Source organism: Pseudomonas sp. MC6, assembly GCF_054790575.1.
This window is the reverse complement of the sequence record NZ_CP186504.1, coordinates 1,459,917-1,484,533: the sequence shown is the minus strand read 5'-3', so window position 1 is coordinate 1,484,533 and position 24,617 is coordinate 1,459,917. Positions and strand designations below refer to the sequence as shown.

The 24,617-nt window shown below is 57.5% G+C and carries 20 protein-coding genes and 3 pseudogenes; 10 read left to right on the top strand and 13 right to left on the bottom strand.

From position 1 onward, the window contains the following. Positions 1-44: 44 nt before the first annotated feature. Positions 45-1,496 (bottom strand): hypothetical protein, encoded by a 1,452-nt coding sequence (locus tag ACOYXE_RS06755; RefSeq protein ID WP_160058024.1) that lies wholly within the window; start codon positions 1,494-1,496, stop codon positions 45-47. A 549-nt stretch (positions 1,497-2,045) separates the two neighbouring features. Then, a complete protein-coding gene (locus ACOYXE_RS06750; RefSeq protein WP_016983050.1) occupies positions 2,046-3,068 on the bottom strand; it encodes a zinc-dependent alcohol dehydrogenase family protein in 1,023 nt (340 codons plus the stop codon). Positions 3,069-3,338: 270 nt separating this feature from the next. Between ACOYXE_RS06750 and ACOYXE_RS06745 the strand changes: the two genes are divergently transcribed. From ACOYXE_RS06745 to ACOYXE_RS06735, 3 genes are all read left to right on the top strand, one after another. Next, on the top strand, positions 3,339-4,253 hold the full coding sequence (locus ACOYXE_RS06745) for a LysR family transcriptional regulator (RefSeq protein ID WP_016983049.1): 915 nt from the start codon (positions 3,339-3,341) through the stop codon (positions 4,251-4,253). Positions 4,254-4,741: 488 nt separating this feature from the next. Beyond that, the gene (locus ACOYXE_RS06740) at positions 4,742-5,575 is read left to right on the top strand and encodes an oxidoreductase (RefSeq protein ID WP_058426034.1); all 834 of its coding nucleotides are present in this window, start codon (positions 4,742-4,744) and stop codon (positions 5,573-5,575) included. 26 nt (positions 5,576-5,601) lie between these two features. After that, a complete protein-coding gene (locus tag ACOYXE_RS06735; protein WP_056859947.1) occupies positions 5,602-6,543 on the top strand; it encodes an AraC family transcriptional regulator in 942 nt (313 codons plus the stop codon). Between the two features lie 154 nt (positions 6,544-6,697). On the opposite strand, the gene ACOYXE_RS06730 is transcribed toward ACOYXE_RS06735, so the two are convergent. From ACOYXE_RS06730 to ACOYXE_RS06715, 4 genes are all read right to left on the bottom strand, one after another. Further along, positions 6,698-7,090, bottom strand: coding sequence for a RidA family protein (locus tag ACOYXE_RS06730; protein WP_056860328.1), 393 nt, complete (start codon positions 7,088-7,090; stop codon positions 6,698-6,700). Positions 7,091-8,041: 951 nt separating this feature from the next. Then, complete coding sequence (locus ACOYXE_RS06725) at positions 8,042-8,812, bottom strand: molybdopterin-dependent oxidoreductase (RefSeq protein ID WP_056859946.1); 771 nt, start codon at positions 8,810-8,812, stop codon at positions 8,042-8,044. Beyond that, entirely contained in the window at positions 8,805-9,365 is a 561-nt protein-coding gene (locus ACOYXE_RS06720; protein ID WP_460929787.1) for a cytochrome b/b6 domain-containing protein, read from the bottom strand. The genes ACOYXE_RS06725 and ACOYXE_RS06720 overlap by 8 nt, the downstream gene beginning before the upstream one ends. Positions 9,366-9,499: 134 nt before the next feature. Then, positions 9,500-10,111: a hypothetical protein gene (locus ACOYXE_RS06715; protein ID WP_056859944.1), complete on the bottom strand. Its 612-nt coding sequence runs from the start codon at positions 10,109-10,111 to the stop codon at positions 9,500-9,502. Between the two features lie 215 nt (positions 10,112-10,326). On the opposite strand from ACOYXE_RS06715, the gene ACOYXE_RS06710 reads away from it, so the two are divergent. Together ACOYXE_RS06710 and ACOYXE_RS06705 are read left to right on the top strand one after the other, a co-directional pair. Beyond that, positions 10,327-11,022: a heavy metal response regulator transcription factor gene (locus ACOYXE_RS06710; RefSeq protein WP_056859943.1), complete on the top strand. Its 696-nt coding sequence runs from the start codon at positions 10,327-10,329 to the stop codon at positions 11,020-11,022. Beyond that, the gene (locus ACOYXE_RS06705; protein WP_056859942.1) at positions 10,995-12,389 is read left to right on the top strand and encodes a heavy metal sensor histidine kinase; all 1,395 of its coding nucleotides are present in this window, start codon (positions 10,995-10,997) and stop codon (positions 12,387-12,389) included. Before ACOYXE_RS06710 ends, ACOYXE_RS06705 begins: the two co-directional genes overlap by 28 nt. Positions 12,390-12,449: 60 nt before the next feature. Here the strand turns inward: ACOYXE_RS06705 and ACOYXE_RS06700 are convergent, their stop codons facing one another. Further along, the gene (locus tag ACOYXE_RS06700; RefSeq protein WP_056860327.1) at positions 12,450-12,950 is read right to left on the bottom strand and encodes a nuclear transport factor 2 family protein; all 501 of its coding nucleotides are present in this window, start codon (positions 12,948-12,950) and stop codon (positions 12,450-12,452) included. 85 nt (positions 12,951-13,035) lie between these two features. Next, positions 13,036-13,893 carry an SDR family oxidoreductase gene (locus ACOYXE_RS06695; protein ID WP_460928306.1) on the bottom strand — a complete coding sequence of 286 codons (858 nt, stop codon included), beginning with the start codon at positions 13,891-13,893 and terminating at the stop codon, positions 13,036-13,038. 123 nt (positions 13,894-14,016) lie between these two features. Here ACOYXE_RS06695 and ACOYXE_RS06690 point away from each other — a divergent pair, with 123 nt between their 5' ends. Then, entirely contained in the window at positions 14,017-15,474 is a 1,458-nt protein-coding gene (locus ACOYXE_RS06690; protein WP_056859941.1) for an MFS transporter, read from the top strand. A gap of 1 nt (position 15,475) precedes the next feature. Here the strand turns inward: ACOYXE_RS06690 and ACOYXE_RS06685 are convergent, their stop codons facing one another. Then, positions 15,476-16,336, bottom strand: a complete 861-nt coding sequence (locus tag ACOYXE_RS06685) for a LysR family transcriptional regulator (protein WP_056859940.1) — start codon at positions 16,334-16,336, stop codon at positions 15,476-15,478. Positions 16,337-16,455: 119 nt separating this feature from the next. Between ACOYXE_RS06685 and ACOYXE_RS06680 the strand changes: the two genes are divergently transcribed. The 3 genes from ACOYXE_RS06680 (at position 16,456) to ACOYXE_RS06670 (ending at position 19,544) form a co-directional block, all read left to right on the top strand. Beyond that, complete coding sequence (locus ACOYXE_RS06680; RefSeq protein WP_223271419.1) at positions 16,456-18,318, top strand: NAD(P)-binding domain-containing protein; 1,863 nt, start codon at positions 16,456-16,458, stop codon at positions 18,316-18,318. Positions 18,319-18,406: 88 nt separating this feature from the next. Continuing rightward, entirely contained in the window at positions 18,407-18,754 is a 348-nt protein-coding gene (locus tag ACOYXE_RS06675) for a chorismate mutase (protein ID WP_058426038.1), read from the top strand. Between the two features lie 136 nt (positions 18,755-18,890). Continuing rightward, positions 18,891-19,544, top strand: coding sequence for a hypothetical protein (locus tag ACOYXE_RS06670; RefSeq protein WP_127927330.1), 654 nt, complete (start codon positions 18,891-18,893; stop codon positions 19,542-19,544). A 390-nt stretch (positions 19,545-19,934) separates the two neighbouring features. Here the strand turns inward: ACOYXE_RS06670 and ACOYXE_RS06665 are convergent. From ACOYXE_RS06665 to ACOYXE_RS06650, 4 genes and pseudogenes are all read right to left on the bottom strand, one after another. Next, positions 19,935-20,471, bottom strand: a pseudogene (locus tag ACOYXE_RS06665) (methyl-accepting chemotaxis protein); the annotation flags it as partial. 372 nt (positions 20,472-20,843) lie between these two features. Continuing rightward, a pseudogene (locus tag ACOYXE_RS06660) lies at positions 20,844-21,722 on the bottom strand (cache domain-containing protein); the annotation flags it as partial. Positions 21,723-22,046: 324 nt separating this feature from the next. Continuing rightward, a pseudogene (locus tag ACOYXE_RS06655) lies at positions 22,047-22,256 on the bottom strand (hypothetical protein); the annotation flags it as partial. A gap of 39 nt (positions 22,257-22,295) precedes the next feature. Next, positions 22,296-23,546 (bottom strand): MFS transporter, encoded by a 1,251-nt coding sequence (locus ACOYXE_RS06650; protein ID WP_460928302.1) that lies wholly within the window; start codon positions 23,544-23,546, stop codon positions 22,296-22,298. Positions 23,547-23,648: 102 nt separating this feature from the next. Between ACOYXE_RS06650 and ACOYXE_RS06645 the strand changes: the two genes are divergently transcribed. Continuing rightward, positions 23,649-24,617: an AraC family transcriptional regulator gene (locus tag ACOYXE_RS06645; RefSeq protein WP_460928300.1), complete on the top strand. Its 969-nt coding sequence runs from the start codon at positions 23,649-23,651 to the stop codon at positions 24,615-24,617.

The window sequence follows — 24,617 nt, the reverse complement described above, 5'->3', positions numbered from 1 at the left end:
CGCATCCGTTGGCATGGCTCCATCTCCCTGCACGAAGCTCACGTTCACCCCTCCGCTGATCGATCATCTGCCGATTCAACGACCGGGTCCTGCGAGGCCGTTTCAGCGGCAGCAGGCATATGAACAGGTCCCATCGCATACAGCCGCACAATCAACCTGACCGGCAGTCCACTGACATCCGTCATCCATTTCATGACCTGTTCCGGCGCATGCAGGCCCTGCATCGCCCGGTGCAGATCCGGCAACGCCACCAACATGCCAGGGTGACAATTGCGCAAGAAGCGCTCGAGTCCGGCGCCAGCATTGATGAACGGTGAAAACAGCAGGCACGTCAGCTGGATTTCATTCAGTTCAAAATTGGCAAGCAAGGCGCTTTCTGCCTGCTTGCGCAGATACTCGGGCTCCTGCAGATTGCCGAAACTCGCCAGCAACTGTTCGCAAACAGGTTCGGGAACCTGTTTCTCTCGCATGGATATCAGGCAGTTTTTCAGGTAATCGGCGACGCCAGCCTCGTAGGTCTGTCCCTCGATGAAGTGCGCCTGCAAGCCTCGAAGATGCGCGGCTACCAGAGGCTCCACATGTTCGTTGTCAACTTGATAAAGCGTCAGTTCATCAGCCTGGAAACCGAGAAAATCGCTCAACAAAGGCCAGCGTTCTTCGAGCTTGCCGACAATCATGTCGTTGATACTGATGAAACTGGTGCGCCGACAGGCCTCGAATTGACCTTCGGGACGCCAGGCTACCCGCTCTTCTTCGGGATAAAACTCGCGGTAATAATCGCCGCCCAGTCCATCGAGAAGCGGGAACAGCATGTCAAAGCCGACAGGACTCACTTGCGGCCCGGCAATTGCGGCTTTCTGCGCGGCGCGCCCCAATCCCTCAAGGAAGTGCCCCTGACGGCGCACGGATTCACTGCCAATCATCGCATCGACGCCATTGTTCCAGCGGGCCACCTGACCGTAGAACTCGGCAGTGGCCAGATAAGCGTCATCCCATAGTTCGAGCGTTTCGTTCCAGGTTCGACGATGTCCGATCAGCAGCAAATTGATGCGGTTGGCCTCACGCCCCGCCTCGCCAATGGGTGCCTGATGGTCAAACGGCAGAACCTCGCGGTGATCCACCATCACCAGTTCGACTCGAGGATCGTCATACAGAAACAGCGCGCTGTAGCTGCGGTGCATGTTTTGCAGGGACGCCTGGCTGCTGCCGTTCCAGCGCAGGTTGGCGACCCGCAACTGAAAGGTCGCGGGCGAGCGGCCAGCGATGGTCAGTTGTGCGGCCCGTAACAGGGCCAGCGTATAACAACTGTCGCGCGACCCTGACTGGCTCACCAGAACCTTGAAATGACCGATGTTCTCCATACCGCCGGCAGCCACTGCCAGTCGCTGGATCAGCAACTGCAACGCCGTGCGTTCTGCGCGAGAAAAGAAACTCAGCAAACGCTGCAATACTTGCTGGTAGACATAGTTCATTGCCTGATCATGGATCGTGCTCATCGGTATTTACCCGGTATCGAAAGTTTCATGCCGCGCGGACTGAAAAATCAGTCAGGCGACAATTCATCAATAAGTAATAGACGTTCGAATGCTAACACTTACAAGTTTGTAGTTATTTGAAACACTTGAGCTGATTAAACCCCTGCCGTCGCCGAGACGCAGCCTCAAACCCCTGTAATTGTTGAGATATTTTTTTTGGGACGCGATCCTAGGAAACTTCCCACAATGTCCCACGACAAGTGAGTACAAGAAAAAGAGAAGCAGTTTCCGAATAGCCCTACAACAATTAAACAGAAGTTGGCGCAACCAACGGATTTAGCCGATTGATATAGCGCAGGACAAATTGAATGCACAGCCATGGCTCATTCCTTGAGATGAAAGTAATCATTCAATTATCAGGGCTTACATTGTGATTAGAAGATACAGATCGAGAGCAAAAACCAGTTCAGTTGCTGAACGGTCCCGGGCATAGCGCCAGGGAGCTCTGTTTTTCAGGAGGGAAGGTAAACGCACGAGAGTCCGTGGGGCCACGGACTCTGATGACAGGGCTTACGCCGGTTCGACCTGCAGCGCGACCCGTTCGCGGCATGGGCATTCGTCCATGTAGCGATGCGCTTCGACGAACTCGTTGAACGGGAATACACGCGTCTTCAGCGGCAGCAACACGCGGTCGGCGGTCAACTGGTTGATGTCACGCAAGGCACGTTGCAAGGCGACGTGATCCTGAGTGATGCCCAGTTCCGGCTTGCCGGTGAAGTTGCCGATGCAATGCACGAAAAACTGGATGTTCTTCTGGAACGCTGCACAGGCCGGGAACGGCGTCTGATTGCCGCCCTGCAAGCCATACAACACCAGGCTGCCACGCGGCGCCAGCACATCGCCAAGCAACGACATCTGCGGGCCGCCGAGGCCGTCGAACACCACGTCGACACCGCGGTTGTCGGTGATCTTGTTGATTCGCATCAACAGATCTTCCTCTTCGGTGACAATGACCTTTTCCGCACCAAGGGACAGCAGGTACTCGCGCTCTTCGGCTTCTTTGGTCGCGGCAATCACCCGCACACCCATTGCCTTGCCCAACTGGACAAACGAAGGACCGGCGCAATGGCTGGCGTCCGTGACCAGAGCGAACTGCCCTGGCTTGACCCGCGCCAGATCGGCGTAGGCAAAATAGGCGATCAGTAGCGGCGTGTAGTGCACGCTGGCTTCGATCGGGCTGAGCACATCCGGATAACGGGTCAGCGCAGTACGCGGCAGCACGATTGATTCGCCGTAGACCGGGTAGTCGTTCGCACTCTCGGCCGGAAAGCTGGCGACCTTGTCACCCACTGCCAGATCATCGACACCGTCGCCGACAGCGGTGATCACACCGGCCATCTCGTGACCAAGACCCGCAGGCAGTCGCGCCTGAGACGAGGCCAGGTTCTGACGCCAGAGGGTGTCGTACCAGCTGATGCCGATCGCCTCGACGCGCACCTGCACTTCGCCAGGACCTGGCTGAGCGGCCGCATGCTCTTCGCATTTGAGCACCTCGGCCGGACCAAACTTGTGAAAACGGATCGTGCGGGACATCGCAAACCTCGTCAAAGTAACCTCTAATGCCATGAACTCTATCTGGGCTTTTGACCCAAGACCATCAGTGGCTATTAATAGTCGACATGCCTGTCATTGATTCCGCAGCAGGGGCGGCATTGGCAAAATCCATGAAAAAACTGCTGCCACCGTCTCAGTTAAGCTGAATTTTCCGGTGCAGAGTACCAGCCTTTCCCCGTAAGATTCATGCCGGCCATTGTTCTCATATGGCCGCTCTCGTCAAGCTTGATGACTCTGCCAGGACTCCAGATGAATCGTAATGACCTGCGTCGTGTCGACCTGAACCTGTTGATCGTATTCGAAACATTGATGCACGAACGCAGTGTGACCCGGGCGGCAGAAAAACTGTTTCTCGGTCAACCGGCGATCAGTGCGGCGCTCTCGCGCCTGCGCAGCCTGTTCGATGACCCGCTATTCGTGCGCACCGGTCGCAGCATGGAACCGTCCGCCCGCGCGGTGGAAATCTTCGCCCTGCTCTCGCCGGCCCTCGATTCGATTTCAACCGCTGTCAGCCGCGCGGCCGAATTCGACCCGGCGACCAGCACCTCGGTTTTCCGTATTGGCTTGTCCGACGACGTTGAATTCGCCCTGCTGCCGATGCTGCTCAAACGCCTGCGCGCCGAATCCCCGGGGATCGTGCTGGTGATCCGTCGCGTCAACTACATATTGATGCCGGGCCTGTTGGCCTCCGGCGAGATATCCATTGGAGTCAGCTACACCACCGACCTGCCGGCCAACGCCAAGCGCAAGGTCCTGCGTCGCAGCGCACCAAAACTGCTGCGTGCCGACACCGTGCCGGGGCCGCTGAGCCTGGATGACTACTGCGCGCGTCCGCATGCACTGGTGTCGTTCGCCGGCGACCTCAGTGGTTTCATTGATGAAGAGCTTGAGAAACTCGGGCGCAAGCGGCACGTGGTGCTGGCCGTGCCGCAGTTCAATGGTTTGAGTACGTTGCTGGCGGGCACCGACATCGTGGCGACTGTACCGGATTACACGGCGGAGGCGCTGACGGCGGCTGGTGGCGTTCGGGCGGAAGATCCGCCGTTGCCGACGCGCACGTTTGAGCTGCATATGGCGTGGCGGGGGTCGCAGGATAATGACCCGGGTGAGCGGTGGTTACGGTCGCGGATTCAGATGTTTTTTGGCGACCCTGAGAGCCTTTAGGCTTCGTCTGGCAGGCTGTTTAGCTGAGCATTTCTGGCTTTTCATGGGCATGGAGATCCATTCATTTGCAAGCCCGCCAGTCCCGTTGCCTCACCGAAATCGCCATCAATTTATTCTGGCCCAGCAAATACAACCGCGCCCCGTCAATAAATGGTTCAGGCACCTGATGTTCGATCTGTTCGGCGATTAACTGCGCGCGCAGCCTTTACTGCCAATGCGAAAACCTTGGAGCGCAGGTGCGACACCTTCGGCCAGACCGCATGCACATCAGCGTTACCGAAAAACGACTTGCGACACGAAGCAGACATTAGAGCAGGTAAATAAGCCCGTCGTTTTTCTTCCTTTGGCCTCGTTTTTTGCCAGCAGATTTCAGGTTGCTCACCGAGCACTCCGATAGAATCAGGCAATACTAAAATCGAATCAGGCATAGTTCCCACCCACTCTCCGCCCTAGCATAGCCTGACCTTATATATTCAGGAGTGCGCCCCATGCGTGCAGAAAAAACCATTTTTATCACGGGCGTTAGTAGCGGCTTTGGCCAGGCCCTGGCTAAGGAAGCTCTCGCTCAGGGCCATCGAGTGATCGGCACTGTTCGCAGCGAATCCTCTCTGGCAACGTTCCAGGCGCTCTTGCCTGAGAGAGCCCATGGCGTGGTGCTGGACGTTACCCACTTTAATGCCATCGACGCCGTCGTCGCCGCTATTGAGGGTCAGTATGGCCCGGTGGACGTGCTGGTTAACAACGCGGGTTATGGCCACGAAGGGGTTTTCGAGGAGTCGTCGCTGGAGGAAATGCGCCGTCAGTTCGACGTCAATGTATTCGGCGCGGTGGCGATGACCAAGGCGTTTGTGCCATTTTTTCGCCAGCGGCGGGCGGGACGTATCCTTAATATCACGTCCATGGGTGGCTATATCACCATGCCAGGTATTGCTTACTACTGCGGCAGCAAATTTGCCCTGGAGGGCATCTCTGATACGTTGAACAAAGAGCTTGCGCCCTTCAATATTTTTGTAACGGCCGTGGCGCCGGGGTCTTTCCGAACGGACTGGGCAGGTCGTTCGATGCAGCGTACGCCGCGCAGCATCAGTGACTACGATGCGACTTTCGACCCGGTGCGAAAAGCCCGTGAGGAAAAAAGCGGCCTTCAACTGGGCGACCCGCAGAAAGCCGCACGCGCCATGATGACTATTATCACCAGCCCTAATCCGCCGGCTCAACTGCTGCTGGGCAGCGACGCCCTGGCTCTGGTGCGTGACAAGCTGCAGCGGACGGCGGAGAGTATTGAGCAATGGGAAGCGCTGAGCTGTTCCACGGACGGCTGAGCATAAAAGTGGAGAACGTACAATCGATGCCGAAATCCAAGGACCCGAGCACTGCGCGTATGGTGCAGTTGATGGGCCAGCTTGCACCGCTGGAGGGTTACAACCTGAGTCCGCTGGATGATGTGCGTTTTCTGCGTTCCAACCGGCCGCTGAAGCGCACCCCGGTTCTATATGAGCCGGGCATCGTCATCCTCTGTCAGGGGCAGAAACGCGGCTATCTGGGTGATGAAATTTACATCTATGACGCCCAGCATTATCTGGTGGTGTCAGTGCCAGTGCCTTTTACAATGGAGACCGACGCTAGCGAGGCGGAGCCAATGCTGGCGGTGTACATACGTCTGGATTTCAATCTGGCCGGCGAGCTGATTCAGCAGGTAGATGAGGTATGGAACATCCGCGTGGCTCAGCCTATGGGTATGTACGCCTCGCCCATGGACGAACCGCTGCGCCAGTCGACCCTGCGTTTTCTGGAAGTCATGGGCGACTGCACCGACGCGCAAATCCTCGGACCAGCGATGTTGCGCGAACTCTACTACCGCATTCTCACTGGCGAACAAGGCGGTACCCTACGCGCGGCTATCGCCCAGCAGGGTCAGTTCGGCAAGGTGACGCGCGCCATTCACAAAATCCACCGCTGTTACCACGAGCATCTGGATGTAGAAATCCTCGCCCAGGAAGCGCAGATGAGCGTGCCTAACTTTCATCTGCATTTTCGCAAGGTGACCGATTCCTCGCCTATGCAGTACCTCAAGTCGACGCGGTTGCATCAAGCGCGATTACTGATGCTGCGTAACGACCTGACAGCGGCCAAGTCGGCATTTCTGGTGGGTTATGAAAGTGCTTCGCAATTTAGCCGCGATTTCAAGCGCCTCTTCGGACGCACGCCAATAGCGGAGGTGGCGCGGATGAAGCAGGCTTATACGTTGCCGGCACCGACAACCCCGTCGCCCTTCGTGTCATCACACTGAGTTTCAAACAATCCTGTCTTGCCCGTCGCCAGTAGGCGTGGGAACGTGCGGATGGCGTGCCTGCCGACACAACGGGCGAGTGAAGTGTCACATCTGCTGCCGCATAGATAAACACCCATCCAGGATTTGTATATTCAGGGGCCTATCAGAAAAGCTATCGCTCTACGGCGATGCATTTGATCTCCACGAGAAGGCCGGGGCGAGCCAGTTCACCGACACCTATGCATGTCCATGCACAAGTACTCCGAGGAAAGACTTTATCCTTCACGCGTCTAAAAATTGGCATGTGGCGGTGCATATCGACGTGATAAGTTGTCATTTCGACGACATCTTCAAATTCGCACCCGCCGGCTTCCAAGACGAGCCGGAGATTGTCCCAAGCTGCCAAAAACTGCTGCTCTGGGTCTTCGATAACTGATAATTCCGGCGTCCGGCCTACCTGACCAGCGCAGTAAAGAGTCTTTCCTACCTTTACAGCTGGTGCATAACCAGCATGCTCGCAGAGCAATCTCATGCCATCTGGAACAATGATCTGACGATCAGTCATGGTTGTGGAGCCCAAAATATAAACGGATACGAAAGCTAACTCACGTGCCAGAACGGCGTCCAATCGGGTCACTGGGACTCAGCCTCATAAAACCGCATTCGCCACTCTAGAAACCCCGGCCAGTAAGCGAACGACAGACCACTAATAAATAAAGACGCGCATTGGCGTAGCTGCTTTCTCGATAGAAATACTAGCCCCGCGGCGAAAGAGCTATCGAGATCCGCCCGTTTAACGCCCTTACTCTGAAATTGACTTGTCGAGAAGGTGGCTCTCGACTGAAGAGGACTTGCGACGGCGAAAAATCCGTACGCCAGGCGACCGTAGCGGTGCTCTAACAATCTCAATCGGTAACCAGGTGAGGGTTATCGGGGAAAGAGCCACTGCGGTAGCGAACGCATTCAATCCCTCTTTGCAGATCACATCAGAAGAGAATTCGCTTTCCTCGCCATTGAAAGTACACACGATTCGCTCATCAAAGGACTTTGAGTAGGGCCGTCTACCCTCCTCATTTCCGCAGGTGTGTTTGATAATCTCACTGCTATCCAGAATGTTTCGATCAGGGAAGTTGAAGTCCGCAATATCCAAGCCACTGGCTCGCGTACCTGGCACTGATCGGCCCGGTCTGCTGAAAGAACCGTCGGCGTTCCTTCGCCATGGCAACAATTGAAGCAGCGCTCGCATCTCCGGCCGGCATGACAGGTTTGTGGTCGATTCCGATAACAGATGAGCGCGGGTTGTATCCGGCTCCTGCACAGGTGATCTGGACTGAGCCTGCAATTGGGATTGGAAATCTGCACTATGGGTCGTTGCCCGCTTCTTGTTTTCTGAAGTCGGTAACACTGATGAAGCTGGCGGTACCGCAGATATATAGGTCATGGGGACGCCTCATATCAGGTCTGGTGTCATGAGTCTCGCCAGCATTCCTGGCGTGGCTGTTCAGTTTTTGCGCCATCAGATCCCGCTGAACCAGTTGTATCCCTGGTCTTCCCAATACCCGCCCGGGTTGTCGTTGCTCACGAAAATCTCGACAACATGCTTGGGGTTTTTGAAGCCCAATTTGGTGGGTACTCGAACCCGCAGCGGATAGCCGTACTCGGGCGGCAACGCGACATCAGCGTAATCCAGCGCCAGCAGTGTCTGTGGGTGCAAGGCCGTCGGCATGTCCAGACTGGAGTAATAGCGATCAGCACATTTGAAACCGACGAATTTCGCTGTGGTATCGGCACCGATGTGTTCCAGAAAGGTTTTGAGCGGTACACCTCCCCATTGTCCTATGGCGCTCCAACCTTCAACACAGATCAAACGGGTGATATCGCTACGTTGCGGCAGTTTGCGCAAGCTTTCGAGTGTCCATGGAGCCTTGTCCCTGACCCGGCCGGAGACGGCGAGCGAGTAACTGGCGAGGTCCACTTCAGGGATATCGTCCTGGCCATAGAATGCGTTGAACGGAAATGGCGTAGTGATCTGCGCGCGGGTGAAGGTCGGCGCCAGTTTCTGTCCGCTGAACAGCCATGCCTGGACCCTATCGTTCCAGCGCGACATGGCCCAAAGGACCTTGTCAACCTGATCGCCGTCCTGCAGGTTGCAGCCGGTCAGCATCGACATCGCACCCACGGTCAAGCCGGCACGAAGGAAATGCCGGCGCTGGATATTCTCCAACTCAAGCTGTTGCGCAGGTTCAAGCCTGACGCGCTGAACAGTTCCTTTTCTGGATTCAGTCATGGCCATTTCTCCTGATATCAAGCGACCGCACCCCACCTGAAATCATTGGCAGCAGGGTTTTGGGTACCAGCATTACCAACCCAAGATGAATCACGACGAATGCAGCAATTACCGCCATCGCCGCAAAATGTACGTAGCGAGCGACGTCATAGCCGCCCAGTAGCGCGACCAGCTCTTGAAGTTGAATGGGTTTCCAGATCGCCACACCCGAAATGACGACGAGTGCGCCTGCTGCCAGCACCATCCAGTACATCAGGCGCTGCACAGCGTTATAGACACCCTTTTCATGCACGAGCCGGAAGCGCAAAGCGTCCGTAAAATCACGCTTCAATGCGACAAGCCCAATGGGCAGCAACTCACGTTTGAAATGGCGACTGACGACGCCATACAGCACATAGATTGCGCCGTTGATCAGCAGCAGCCACATGAATGCAAAGTGCCAGGCCAGCGCCCCACCCAACCACCCGCCCACGGTTACCGACACTGGAAACCTGAAGCCGAACAGTGGCGAGGCGTTGTAAATGGCCCAACCGCTCATGAACATGCAGACCATGCAGGCGGCGTTGAGCCAGTGGGTGAGGCGAACCGGCCAGGGATGAAGCTTTTTCTGTCTCACGTGTTTCCCCCTCGAAACCAGCCATGTAGCGGAGCGTTGCCAAGCGGCAGCGCCCCTGCCTTTTCAGGTGATTACATCGGTGGCTGGAAGCCATCCTTGCCAACTGCAATGCCGCGCGCGGTGGTTCCATCTGCGGCGGGGAACACGACAATTTTCGTACCTTTGACCAGTTCATCGGCTTTGCCTGGCTCGACGTAGGCAATTGGCACATCGTCCGGTACGACGATTTGTTTCTCGCCACCCTTGTAGTTGACGGTCAATGTGCGGCCGTCAGCTTTGGACAGTTTCCCCACTGTACCGTTGGTCATGGTGCCTGTGCTGCCATCCGCGTTCTGCCAGCCATAATGACCTTCGCCGCTGCCCTTCAGGCTGGCGTCAAAAACCGTCACCTCCAGCGCCTTCAATGTTCCGTTGGCCTGCGGGATGGCCGCCGAGCCAATGAAGCTGTCGGATTTGATCGATTCGATATTGGCCTTCGATACCCGGTTGATACCGGTCTTGTCAGTCAGTCCGATAGTCTGCTGGGCGCCGGAGCGGACAGTGAATGTCAGCGTATTGTTGCTGACGCTTTCCACCGTGCCACGCAGCGGTTTGATCACCGGCATGTCAGCCGCGGTAGCAATGACGGCAGCACTGAGCATCAACAAACCGAATGTGGTAGACAAGGCGTTTTTTAGTTGCATGGTGACGATTCCTCATGGGGTGATGTGCCGCCATCCTCGACCGCAGACCGGGACGTCACGATGACCGCCGAATGACATTTTTGTCATTCGTCAGCCCTGCCCATGAATGACAGAAATGTAACCGACTGCGCCCGCTCATCCCGTTACACTGCACAGCCGAGATACCGATGTCGCGGGCTGAATCCTGTCATGAAGAGACCCGAGCGCGCCTCACGATGCATATCCTGCTAATCGAAGATGACACCAAAACAGGTGAGTACCTCAAAAAGGGGCTCGGCGAGTCCGGTTACAACGTCGACTGGACCCAGCACGGCGCCGACGGCCTGCACATGGCCTTGCATACGACCTACGATCTGATCGTGCTGGACGTGATGTTGCCCGGGATTGACGGGTTTCAGATCATCGAGCTTTTGCGCGCCAGACAAGACGTCCCCGTGCTGTTCCTGACCGCGCGCGACCAGTTGCAGGACCGCATTCGCGGCCTGGAACTGGGCGCCGATGACTACTTGGTCAAACCTTTTTCGTTTACTGAACTGCTGTTACGCATCCGCACCATCTTGCGTCGTGGTGTCGTGCGCGAAGCCGACCATTTCCACCTCGCCGACCTCGAGCTGGATCTGGTCCGGCGCCGCGTTACACGCCAGCAGCAGGTGATCGTGCTGACCAACAAGGAGTTCGCCCTGCTGCATCTATTTCTGCGCCGGGCAGGCGATGTGCTGTCCAGGACACAGATCGCTTCGGAAGTCTGGGACATGAATTTTGACAGCGATACCAACGTGGTGGACGTAGCGGTCAAGCGCCTGCGCAGCAAGGTCGATCAGCCCTACCCTATCAAGCTGATCCATACCATTCGCGGTATCGGCTATGTCTGCGAGGTGAGGCCATGCGGTCCCGACGCCAACCCTCTCTGACCCTGCGATCGACCGTGGCGTTTTCCATGGTAGCGATGCTGGCCGTGGCCGGTGCAGGCGTTTATCTGTATCAGACGATGAAAGCCTCGGTATTGGTGTACAGCGATCATGCGGTCATGGGCCGCCTGGAACATTTTCGCAAGCTGCTGCACTACGAGCTCGCCATCGAAAAGCTGCGCGACAGCCCGCAGATTTTCAAGAACATGCTCGACAGCGAAGACGACATCTTCATCATTGAAGAGCCCGGACAGCAACCGGTAATCCAGGTAAATCCACTGAACGTCACGTTGCCTGAACTGCCCGTGATCGGCCAGGATACAAAGCTGAGCGTCAGTGACCTGCGTAGCGGCGTGACCGACTCGGGAACAATGCTGCGCGCCGCCTCCGTCGTCACGACGTCGGGGGGACGTGAAGTGCGCCTGACCGCCGCGCACCTCATGGGCAAGGAAATGGCTATGCTCGCGGCGTATCGCGAACGTATCTACCTGGCCGTTGCCCTTGCGTTTCTGGCCACCGCGTTGCTGGGTTACCTGGTACTGCGTCGAGGGCTGCGTCCGTTACGCAAGATGGCCGCGCATGCGGCAGCGATAACACCCGAGCGTCTGCACAGCCGTATGGACAGCTCCGATACGCCGGTTGAACTGCAACAGCTGAGTGACGCCTATAACGCGATGCTCGATCGTCTTGCCCGGGGTTATCAACGATTGACGCAATTTTCCGCTGACCTTGCCCATGAAATCCGCACGCCGGTGGGGTCGCTGATGGGGCATTGCCAGGTCGCCCTTCGCCAGCGCCGCAGCGAGGATGACTATCAGGCACTGATCGCTTCGAACCTTGAAGAGCTCGAACGGATCTCGCGCATCGTCGAAAGCATTCTGTTCCTTGCGCGCGCCGATGAAGCGCACGCACTGGTGGAGCGCCAGCAACTATCGCTGCATGACGAATCGCAGCGCATTGCCGACTATTTTGAAGGCTTGGCTGAAGAGCGGCGAATGACCGTACAGATAACAGGCGATGGAAACGTGCTCGCTGACCCTTTGCTGCTGCGCAGAGCCTTGAGCAACCTGGTGGCAAACGCCGTTCGCTATGCCTACGAGGGCACCGAGATTCAGATCCGGGTGATGGAAACCCCCGGCGGAGCCCGCATTGAAGTGAAGAACCAAGGGCCTGTGCTGAGTGATGAAACCGTGGGCAAACTCTTCGACCGCTTTTACCGCGGCGATGCGTCTCGCCACCAGAACTCTGACTCCTACGGCCTTGGCCTCGCCATCGTCGTGGCAATCATGCAACTGCATGAAGGTCACGTGCGTGTCGAACAGCCAAAGCCCGGGGTTATCTGTTTTTCGCTGTCATTCCCTGGAGCTTGAACGACGTCGGCGGACAGTGCTTGTCGTTCGCTGCCCCCAACTGAAACTCATGCGCGCAGGTCAACTGTCTGAGGGCTTGCCCAGGCTCTGGTGCTCGACCGGCGCATACTTTTCTTCGCCAGCAACGGGTACCCAGTCCTTCAAAGGTGTAAGAAAGTGCAGTTCAAAACGACGTGACAAGAACGCCCATCTTCCGTCCCGACGTTCAAACCTGTCGTGGTACAGCCCGCTGACTTGCACCGGGCCTTTTTCAATGTCGTGAAACAGGCAATCCGCAGCCACCGTACCCACCGCGCTGTCACCCTTAATATCGATCAGCGGGTTGGCCATCCAGTGATGCATATGTGGCATCTGGCGCCAGCTGTTTTGCGCCATCGCGAGGATTTCGTCACGGTTTCCGGCTTGGCCAAAACCCGGTAGATCCAGTGTTGATTCTTCGTGCCAGATACCGCTCAGGAGCGAGGCGTCGATGCGGTCGAAGGCATTGGCGTAGGCGTTTATCAGCGACTCGATGGCGGCGCGACTTTCCAGGGCGTCCAGTCGGGCGGTCAGTTGTTCCATGTTCATGATGGGGTTTCCTGCTGAGGCTTCGCATAAGCGACGAAGGCAGCCCTCCGCGAGGGCTGCGCTACGGTTGAGCACGTGTTCAGATCTGCGACAGGCCGCCGTCGACCATCAGCTCCACACCGTTGACATATTTCGCATCGGCAGATGCAAGGAACAGCGCCGACGAGGCGATTTCTTCAGGTTGGGCCATATACCCCAGCGGAGTGATCTGCTCGACGTGTTGGCGCAGCGCGGCAATGTCGCTTTCGCTCATCTTCAAGCCGTTATCCATCAGAGGCGTGCGGGTGAAGCCAGGGCTCAGGACATTCGCTCGAATCTTGCGACCTTTGAGTTCGTTGGCCCAAGTCCTGGCGAAGGACCTTACTGCGGCCTTGGATGCGTTGTAGAGGCTCAGTCCTTCCATCCCATTGCTGGAACAGATAGAGGCCGTCAACACGATCGACGCACCGTTTTTCAACAATGGCATCAACGTTTGAACGGTAAAAAAAACCCCCTTCACGTTAATGTCGAACATGTTGAAATAAGCCGCCTCGGTGGTCTCGCCCAGCGGGTTCTTTTCGCAAATACCCGCGTTGGCAAACACTGAGTCCAGCTGATCGTCGCGCGCCTCAATTGTAGCTTTGAGTTTATCGAGATCAGCCAGGCTGGCGACATCGGAAATGACCGCTACGACTCTGTCGCCTAGCTTCGCCACCGCCGCCTCCAGCGTGGCTGCAGAACGACCCGTGATGTAAACACGCTTGGCTCCCTCGGCAATCAAACCTTGCGCAATTGCAAACCCGATCCCTGTGGATGCCCCGGTGACGACTGCAACCTGATTAGCGAATTTGCCTGACATATCTGACTCCTCAGTCTCGATTGTGTGGCTCGACTGGAACCACAGTGCGGCCATTTTGAGAGGAGTCAGGGGCTGAGCGGCACTGCCATAAATGAACATTGGCCGTTCATTTATGTGAGGCGTAAGGGAAGGTTTGATCGTTTAGATTGGAGTCAGCTGATTCAGAGCATGACCTGCAATCGAGAATATTCTGGAACCGAAGGGTTCCAGGAAGGAGACCTTATGCCTAAGACAAAAGTCGCCCCCCCGGAACCGCGGCGTTGGTTGATGTTCACCATCTTGTTGGTCGGTGCATTTTTACCGCCGCTGGATTTTTTCATCGTCAACGTAGCGCTGCCTTCAATTCAGCAATCGCTAGGCACGGCCTCCTCCGCCGAACAGTTGATCATCTCCTCGTATGCGGCGCTTTATGCCGTGACACTGATTACCGGTGGACGGCTGGGTGACATCTATGGCCGCATGAGAATGTTCTTCGTTGGTCTGGTTGGCTTTGCCGTTGCCTCACTGATCTGCGGTGTAGCCGAGTCACCCTGGGTGTTGATCGCCGGACGTTCGCTGCAAGGCGTGACGGCAGCCATCATGGCACCTCAGGCACTCGCATCAGTGCAGGCGATATTCCCCGACTCCGAAAAGCCCTTGGCACTGAGCCTGTATGGCGCGGTCTTTGGTCTGGCTTCGGTAGTCGGCCAGGCACTTGGCGGAATATTGATATCGCTCAACCTGATGAACCTGGGCTGGCGGGCGATATTTCTGGTGAATTTACCGATTGCGTTACTGGTCATCCTTGTCGCCATTCCAGTGGTCAAGGAAACCCACGCACCACAGACAAGCAAGCTGGATCTGGGCGGAACGCTATTGTCGATGGTGACGCTTGCGGCTCTGATCATTCCTCTGATCGAGGGGCGTGAATCGGGTTGGCCTTTGTGGGCCTGGCTGTCGCTTGCAGCGGTGCCGCTGCTGGCCTGGCTGTTCTGGCGCTACGAAGCCCGCCTGCATCAAGCGCAAGGTGCTCCGTTGCTGAATCCTGCCGCACTGCGCGCGCCCGGTCTTGCCCGGGCACTGCTCGTCGCCCTCACCTTTTACGCGATCGGCGTGTTTTTCCTGCTGCTTTCCATTTATCTACAGGGAGCGCTGCACACGAGCCCACTCAATGCAGGCCTCGTCTTCCTTCCTTTCGGCGCGGGATTTTTGCTGGGACCGCTTTCCACCCCTCAGTTCAGGCGTTTTCTGGGGGCATACGTCAATCCCGTCGGAATGGGGCTTGAAGTGTTGGGATTTGTGCTCTTGGCCTGGCTCGTGGCGCACACGCCTATGTCCGCCAGCCCCGCTGCGCTGCCCCTTGCCGTCATTCTGTTTCTGATCGGTTTCGGACAAGGATTAGCCCTTCCGACATTGATGCGCATGATCACAGGACGTGTGGCACCCGCATACTCCGGCATGATTGCAGGCATTACCAGCTCCACCCTGCAAATCAGCACGTCACTGAGCGTGGCAATAATAGGCGGCATTTTCTACACCCTTCTAGGCACGGATACGGACGCGGCTGCCATCACCCACGCTTTCACCGTCTCCATACTCTGCATCGCAGCATGCCTGGCGGTAGGCGCGGGATTGAGCCTTACCCTGACGCGCCAACCTGCTACTGATCCGCAAACGGCGGCCATGCACCCAGCAGAGTGAGTCAACCGCATGCCTGATTGCCGATCATGATGGAAGCAAGATCGGCAAGAGCACGAAGGCTGTCCATCTGGCGCATGTCCTGGTGGTAGCCCATCCATATGTCGCGACCCGGTGGCGGCTCGTGCGGATCAATCAACCGCAGCGCCGTTAATTGGTCACCCAAGGCGCGGGGCAATACGGCAACGCCCTGCCCCTGCGTGCACATTTGCGCCTGGACTGTGCGGCTGCTACTGGTGAACAAGGTACGCGCCAGAGGGTAACGCTGCTGCAGCCACTGCACATCGGGATAATGAGACTGGGCAACACTCATGGTAATCAAACCAACCCCCTCGCCCTGTGGCTCGGGATCAGCAGATCCGACGGCCGTGTATAACCCATAGCTCAGGGAGATCAGCTTGCGGTGAACAATATCGGGTTCGGTGAAAGGGACGATTCGAAACGCGATATCGGCGTCGCGACGAGCCAGGTCAAACAATCGATGCCCGGCGATAACCTCAGGCACAATCAGAGGGTAACGTCGCCCCAGTTCACTGAGGACGGGGGCCAGCACATAACAGGCAAACCAGTCAGCGCAAGAAATGCGCAACACACCTTCTGGCTGGGCGCTGTCGCCCGCCAGGCGCCTTTCGATGGCCAACGCACTCTGCTCCATTTCCTGCGCTAGGCTGAGCAGCTTCTCTCCGCTGTCGGTCAGTACCAAACCTTGGGTGGTACGCAGGAAAATGGGCTGGCCACTGGACTGCTCAAGCACCTGCAAGCGCCGCCCCACGGTCGGATGGCTAACACCCAACAGCTTGGCAGCAGCGCCCAATGACCCACTGCGGGCAATCGCGAGAAAGATCCGCACATCACTCCAGTCCATACTCTACCCCGTACAAAAATGAACAGTGAGAGTGCAGTAATGGCAGTGCCGTAGCAATCCCAGGCTCGACATACTTCTCTGCATACACCTTCGTCGAAACACCAACCGAGGGACTGCAAATGAAGATTGGCTTTATCGGTGTGGGAAGCATGACCAGAGCGATCATTCCGTTGCTCATCCGGGCCGGCCATCACGTATCGGCATGGAACCGTAGTCACGCTGCGATTATGGATCTCGAAGGAGTAAGCGTTCTCGAATCCCCGTCCTCGGCCTTTCAGCAAGAGGTCGTCATCAGCCTGCTGGCCGATGATGCCGCCGTCAGGGAAGTGCTGCTGTCCAGCGCTGCTCTGGAAAATGCAGACAAGGCCTGCGTGCATGTCGTGATGTCGACTTTGTCGCCTTCACTCATGGTCGAGTTGCAGGGCATGCATGATGCAATCGGCATGGCATTGGTCGCGGCACCGGTTTTCGGCGTGCCCGCCGTGGCCGCGAGCGGCGAGTTGAACATCCTGGCGGCCGGATCGCAGCTAGCTGTCTCGACGGTTCAACCGCTGTTTGACCTGCTCGGGAAAAAAACCTGGTATCTGGGCGATCAGCCTGAACACGCGTGTATCGCGAAAATCGCCGGCAACATGATGATCACTCAAGCCATCCAGTCGCTGGGCGAAGCAAGCGGACTCGTTCAACGCCACGGACTGACACCTTCGATTTTCGTCAACCTCATGACCCAGACCCTGTTCGCCTGCCCCAGTTATCAACGGTATGGGCAGAACATCGCCAACAACAGCTTTGAACCGGGTTTCAAACTGTCTCTTGGCCTCAAGGATATAAATCTGGCTATTGATGCGGGCCGTCTCAAGGACCTGGAACTGCCTGCTGCGGATGCAGTGCGATCGAAAATGACGTCGGCAGTTGCCCGGGGAGACGGGCACAAGGACTGGTCGGTCTTCGCTACGCAGACACTTACCCAATCAGCCGATCATGCCCAGCAACCCTGGCGAAGCGCACCGATAAAACGTACGCGGCGTGGCAACTTCTGGGTGACCGGCGCCCGTGTTACCCAGAACGGTAAAAATTTCCAGAAGGGTCCGATGTACGTAGCCTGGGAATCCCCTGAGCACATCACTCAAGCCTATCCCGTGGTGCTGGTGCACGGCGGCACGCTGCAGGGCACCGAATGGCTGGATACACCCGATGGTCGCCCGGGATGGGCGCAGCGGTTCCTCGAAGCGGGCTTCGTAGTCTTTCGCGTCGACAGACCCGGCCACGGGCGATCGCCGTATCACCCCGACATCATGGGACCGATGGGGCCAGCGTTCTCCTATGAACGCGCCCGCGAAGTTTACTTTCCAGAGGGAGGTGGAGAAACGCAGTGGCCGTTTGAGTCGGATGACGAAGCAGCGTTTGACGCCTTCATTGCAGCTTACGGCCCCATGCCGGCTGACCTTGCGGCCTCGCAGACCCTGGACGCGGACCGACTGGCCGAACTGCTCGACAGAATCGGTAAGGCCATCATCGTTACGCATTCCGCTTCCGGGCCCAGTGGCTGGTTGGTCGCCGATCGTCGACCCGACCTGATCGCAGGGATTGTGGCAGTGGAGCCTATGGGGCCGGTATTTGGCCATACGCCGGGTATAGGCAGCCTCGAATGGGGACTGACCGCCGCCCCTTTGACCTTTGATCCGCCTCGCGAGACGGCGGAGCAAGTCCGCACAGCAGAACCATCAACCCTGAAAATTCCCGGATTGCAGGGCGTTCCGGTAGCGCTGATGACAGGTGAGACATCAGCGTTTGCTTCTTACGCATCCAGCATTGTCCCTTTCCTGCGAAATGCCGGTGCCAACATTCACCACCTTGATCTACCGGCACTGGGTATTCACGGCAACGGCCACGGATTGATCTATGAACGCAATTCAGACTCGGCTTTCAAGGTAGTCATGCAGTGGCTGGAGGAATCGTTGAACATGCCCGATCCCGCGTAAAGCGCCTGCTCAGGTTCTCCGTCCAATCATGGAAGGACCAAGGAAGGGTACAGACAAGCCCCTTAGAACAACTGCCACGAGGTTATCCATGGACAATTCCGACATCACGCGTCAACTCTCGGCATTCAGACAAACCATCGACAATATCGACGCCGCGCTCATCCACATGCTTGCTGAACGGTTCCGCTGTACTGATGAGGTCGGCTTGCTTAAAGCCCGACATCAATTGCCAGCGGTGGACAAGAAGAGAGAGCAGCATCAATACGAACGTCTGACAGCCCTCGCCCAGGAGGCCAACCTCGATACGGCCTTCGTCCAGAAGCTGATGCAGTTTGTCATCGGTGAAGTGGTCGACCGCCACAGACAATTTGCGGCCAGGCATAACCCAGGACTCTGCGAGGGCGCTGTCCTCAAACCTGAAAACACCGCCGTCTAACCCGCCGCCTCCCCTCACTAGACGCCCGGGAATTGCTGATAGATCGCAGACAACTCGATAGAGAAGCGACTGAATAAGCCCCTTTCTCCGACCGATTCCTGAAAGGCAATTAGACTATCAAGACGAGCAGAACCGCATGAAATGGCCAATGATCGATCAGATTCGCAGTTTCACTGTTTTACCCTCTGGCTACACATGGGATTACCTGAAACGCGAGGAGATCGATGTAGCGATAATTTTTTTCCAGACGTGGTTTCCCTCCATTACGGTGGGGTTAGGGAGCCCTTTTCTGAACCAGCAATTTTATGAAGACAACGTGGTGCTCGAAGACGATCTGGAGCGGGCGATGTTCGCTATAGTGGTCCGCCGAAATCATGAAATCGTCGCGATAGCAACGTGGGAAAAAATTGACGGCGCTGATGTCATCTTCGGGCGAGTGGGCGCGGTAGCCAAACATCATAGACAAACCAAACTGGCCGTAGCTGCCCAAGACCTCGGAGAAAAAATGGGAAGGTTCATGGGAGCGGGCTTGATCTATGGTATGGCGACAACCAGCGCTCCGTATATGCAACAAGCACTGGAGCATGCGGGTTACAAAGCCGTAGGAATAATGCCTGGCTTCGACCAAGAGGAAACAGAGCCAGGAATCGTTCGCAGGGTTTACGAAGTCATCTACGCAAAACGACTCGCCCCCAACTCAAATTTTCTGATTCCTTCAGTACACAACCTCACACCGACCGTCGCTCGGCTTTATGCAGAAATATTTCACGAAACAATCAGGGCTGAATGAGAGGCAAGCATAAAACCAGTGTGTTTCGGATCAAATAAAGATCCTCGCTCACGCTGATTGCGTTGCTCGGGAGCGCCGCTTTAGCTTGCGTGCACCGAATACCAGGTACTGCCATACTGGAGTCAGTCGCAGGTCACCATTCAAGATCACTCGCACACTCAATGCGATTGGGGGCAAAAGGGGGGGCAAATAACAGCATTATCGACCTGAAAACGCCTTCCTAGAGCCTAGTCAAAATGTTTTTTGGGGATCCGGATAGTCTCTAGGGGTATTCTCCGCTATTCGATAGACCGGCCTGAGGCTTTCAGCGGAACAGTGGAAGCAATAAAACTGCGTATGTCGGCCGAATGAAAACGGTGAGCGCTCACCGTTTTCATTCGGGTCGGGATACTAATATTTGAAACGACCCACCAGGCCTTTGAGCTGACCGGAAATGTCTATCAATCGACCCGAGCCAGCCTGTGACGACTGAGCAAAGCCTTCGACCAGTTGGGCATCGGCATGGATCTGCGCGATGTGGCGATTGATCTCTTCGGCCACTTGGTGCTGCTCCTCAGCGGCTGTGGCGATCTGGGTATTCTGGTCGCGGATCGAGTCCACCGAGCCACGGATCTTGTCGAAGCTGTCACGCGCCTGCTGAATGCGTTCCACACTGGCGTGGGACACTTGCAGGCTGCCTTGCATCTGCTGCGTGACCTCTTGGGTGCGGCGGGCGAGATTGCCCAGCAAGCTGTCGATTTCGCCGGTGGAGTCGGCTGTCCTGCGAGCCAGGGCGCGGACTTCGTCGGCGACTACGGCGAAACCTCGGCCTTGGTCACCGGCGCGCGCCGCTTCAATCGCCGCGTTGAGCGCCAGCAAGTTGGTCTGCTCGGCAATCGAGCGGATGGTGTCGAGAATGGTGTTGATGTTCTGGCTGTCCTGCTCCAGCATCTGCATGGTCTGGGTCGACTTCTGCAGGTCTTCGCTGAGCTTGAGCACGCTGCCGGTGGCTTCGCCGATGTGCTGCTGGCCGTCATGTACGTCGCGGTAGCCTTCGTCGGCACTCGTCGCGGCAGCACTGCACGAACGTGCGACTTCGTTGGCAGTAGCGACCATTTCGTTGAACGCAGTGCTCACCAGCTCCACGGCTTCACGCTGGCGACCTGCAGCCTGGTTCATATTGTTGGCCACGTCGCTAGTCTCGGCGGCGGCGGTCTGCAGGTCAGATGAGGCGTTGCCGATGCGCTGCACCAATTGTGCGATCATGCCCAGGAACTGGTTGAACCAGCCCGCCAGGCTGGCGGTTTCGTCCTTGCCCTGCACCTGGAGTTGGCGCGTCAGGTCGCCTTCTCCTTCGGCGATTTCTTGCAGGCCGTCGGCCACGCCGCGAATCGGACGCACGATGACGCTGGCAAAGCTGGCGCCTACTATCGCGAACACCAACGCCAATGCCGCGGCAATGGCGGCGATCAACCAGGTCAGGCGGGTGACGTCGGCCATCACTTCATCACGCTTGATCAGGCCGATAAAGCGCCAGCCCAGGCCTTTGGAGCTGACCACGTTGGCCATGTACGCCACGCCATCAATCTCGATTTGGGTCACGCCGTCGCCTCCTTTGGCTAGTTCGGCGTAGTTGGGCCCCAGGTCGGCCAGAGGTTTGAAGTTGTGCTTCGCGTCGCTGGCGTCTACCAGCACGTTACCGTTGTCTTCCACCAGCATCAGGTAGCCGCTATCGCCCAGCTTGATGTTGCGCACCAGCTCGGTGAGTTGCTTGAGCGACACGTCCAGACCAACCACTCCCAGGATATTCCCGACGGCGTCGGCGACAGTACGCACAGTGCCGATCAGCGTCACATCGTCCGGCGCCCAATAGTAGGCCCCCGTGCGCACAGTGGCGCCTGGAGTGGCGATGGCCGCTTTATACCAGGGACGGACGCGCGGATCGTAGTTGTTCAGCTTGGTGTCGTCCGGCCAACTGGCGTAGCCGCCGTCACTCAGACCCAGGGACAGGTAAGCAGTACTCGGATGACTTTTGGCGAACTGGTCAAATATCGCCAGCAGCTCTTTGTTGGCCTGAGTAAGTGGAATTTGCGCGGCTTCGGCACCCGCGTAGCTCTTGAGGTCTTTGGCCGCGACAACGCGCGGGTCCTTGGCTACATAGTCGACGTTTTGGCTTATGCCGTCGAAAAACTGCTTCATCCCATTGTCGATCTGGCGGATCTCACGACCGCTGCTGTCGAGAAAATTGGCCAGGGCCCCCTCTCGCAAATTCAGCACTACCAAAACGGCGACCAAGATGACCGGGACGCACGCGATAGCTGCGAACGCCCAGGTCAGCTTCTGCTTGATATTCATGACTTCACCTGCGGATATTTATAGTTTTGGCAAGGGGAAACGCTAGAAGTGAACGTCGCATGTGTTGTTATGAGGAGATAGAGCCCATGCGTACTCTGAGTTATCGACCGCGACGGTGCGCACTTTAGAACGGCGAACATCGGCAAACTCAGGGCAATCTATCTGCGATTAAAGAAAGGCTTCCCTGCCATTGAAAACCTTCCATAACGTCGCATCGATTTTCCTGGCCGCTGCTTCACTGACCCAACCCTGCCAGATTTCGGGATCCGGCTTCTGCGCCAGTTAGACCCAATCCAATTGGCCCATTAGCGGCGTGGGAGTTTAGTAGCAGAACAGGATCGGTTCGCCCCGCTTGCAGCTCGATAGCACGGCTGCGTCCCTGGTTACGGACGGATTTAGGCGGCTTGGCAAACCGGATCAAAGGTGCAGCGCGGGCTTGGACTGGCGAACGCCATGAACAGAAGGGACGCGGACACGCAGGGCAATCAGCAACGCGGCCAGCAGCATCAGCACGGCTGCCGCTACGAATACGCCTGCGCTGCCACTGAGGCTGAACATTGCACCGCCAGCGGCGGCGCCAGTGGCGATGGCTGACTGCACAGAGGCCACTACCATGCCTCCGGCGCTTTCCGCCTGATCAGGTACCGCGCTGGCGACCCAGTTCGACCACGCCACCGGCACACCACCAAAGGCCATGCCCCAGACCGCCAGCAGTAGCGCCTGTCCCGGCACCGAGGCCGGCAACAGCACCAACGCCAGTGCTGCAACGCCGACCAGCGCGGGCATCAGCACCAGAGTGGCCAGCGGGTGGCGCTCCAGCAGCCTACCGGCCAACAGCGTGCCGACGAAGTTCGCCACACCGAACCCCAGCAGCATCAGTGACAGCCCTTGCGGACCGATACCGGTAGTTCCTTCAAGGAAGGGTCGAACATAGGTAAACATCGCGAAGTGCCCACTGTGTACCAGCACACAACCGAACATTCCCATGGCGATGCCTGGGCGCTGCAACACCTCGAGCACAGTGCGCAAACGTGCCGGCCGGCGCGGCGCAAGACGCGGGAGAGTGAACGACTGGAAAGCCAGGGTCACCATGCCTACCGCCGCCGCTGCGAAGAACGCGCTGCGCCAGCCATACAGCCCGCCCAGATAGCTGCCCAGCGGCACTGCCACTACCGTGCCGATGGCGATGCCGCTGAAAATGATCGACAGCGCCCGGGGCAACAAGGCACTCGGCACCAAGCGCATCGCTACCGCCGCCGCCATGCTCCAGAACCCGCCAAGGGCAATGCCCAGCAAGATACGCATCAACAACAGCACCGCGAAGCTGGAGGAAACGGCGACCAACAGATTGGAGGCGACCATCAACGTCGAAAAACCCAACAACACCCAGCGTCGGTCGATACCACGGGTCAGACCTGGCACCAACAAGCCGGCGAACAGCGCCACCACGGCAGTTACCGTTACCGCCTGGCCAGCCAGCGCTTCGGACACTCCCAGGTCAGTAGCCATCAGCGTCAACAAACTGGCCGGAAGGTACTCAGCGGTCAGTAATCCGAACACACCCATTGCCAACGAAAATACTGCCATCCACGCCGGGGTTGCAGGTTCTACGTCCGCGCCGACGCCGCAATGGCGGTCGGATACGGTGTTACATACACAGTCAGTCATTGCACGGATCTCCCAATCTTCATTAAGAGCCGAAGTCTAGGCGCCGAAATCGGGATGATCTATGATCCAAAGTCTCTACTTTTTGACCAAAACACCTGAACGATGCCTGCAGATCAGTTTGCTCTTTCCTCGGACCTCATCAACGAGCTGTTGCGCGGCATGCGCCTGCGTGGTGTTGAATACCGGCGCATCCAGACGGGTCCAACTTTCGGTTTGGGCTTCGCGGAAAAACCTGGGCACGCCTGGTTCCACTTCATGGCCGTCGGCAATGCGGTGTTGCGGATGGAGGACGGGACCACGTACGCGCTGTCTGCCGGCAACGCCGTGTTTATTTCCCATGGCGCAGCCCATCAACTGTTTTCCCATCAGGGCGCGCCTGTTCAGGACATCGATCATCTAGACGGTGCGCCCTTGGGTGAAACCGTCAGCGCGGTGAATACCGGAACCGATGCCAGCGCCACTCCGAGCACTATTCTGTTCAGTGCTTGTATGGAGTTTGAACTGGGCAGTATCCATGGCCTTGGCCGGCTGATGCCGGGACTGATGCTGATTGATGCCGGCGGCCAGCGTTACCCCGGGCTGGTGCCGATCCTGACCACCATGGAACGCGAGGTCAGCGCCGCACGCGTCGGCTTCGCCGGTATCCTCGCGCGGTTGGCCGACGTGGTGGCGGCCATGGTCGTTCGCGGCTGGGTCGAGTGCGCCTGCGGCAATGCCTCTGGTCTGGTCGCCGCCTTGCGCGATCCCCGCTTGGCCAGTGCACTGCTTGCGCTCCATCAACAACCGGGCCGCGACTGGACTGTTGCGCAGTTGGCAGAGCACTGCAATACCTCACGCTCGGTCTTCGCGGACCGCTTTCAGGCTACGATTGGCATGGCCCCGCTACGCTATGTCACCGAACTGCGGATGCGGCTTGCAAGCCAGTGGCTGACCCTCGAAAGGCTACCGATTGAAGAGGTGGCGCAGCGTTTGGGCTATACCTCCCAGGCCGCTTTCAGTCGTGCATTCAAGCGCATTACGGGCAAGACGCCTGGGTTGAGTCGCAAGGTGAGGCAAGCCGAATGCGGCTAG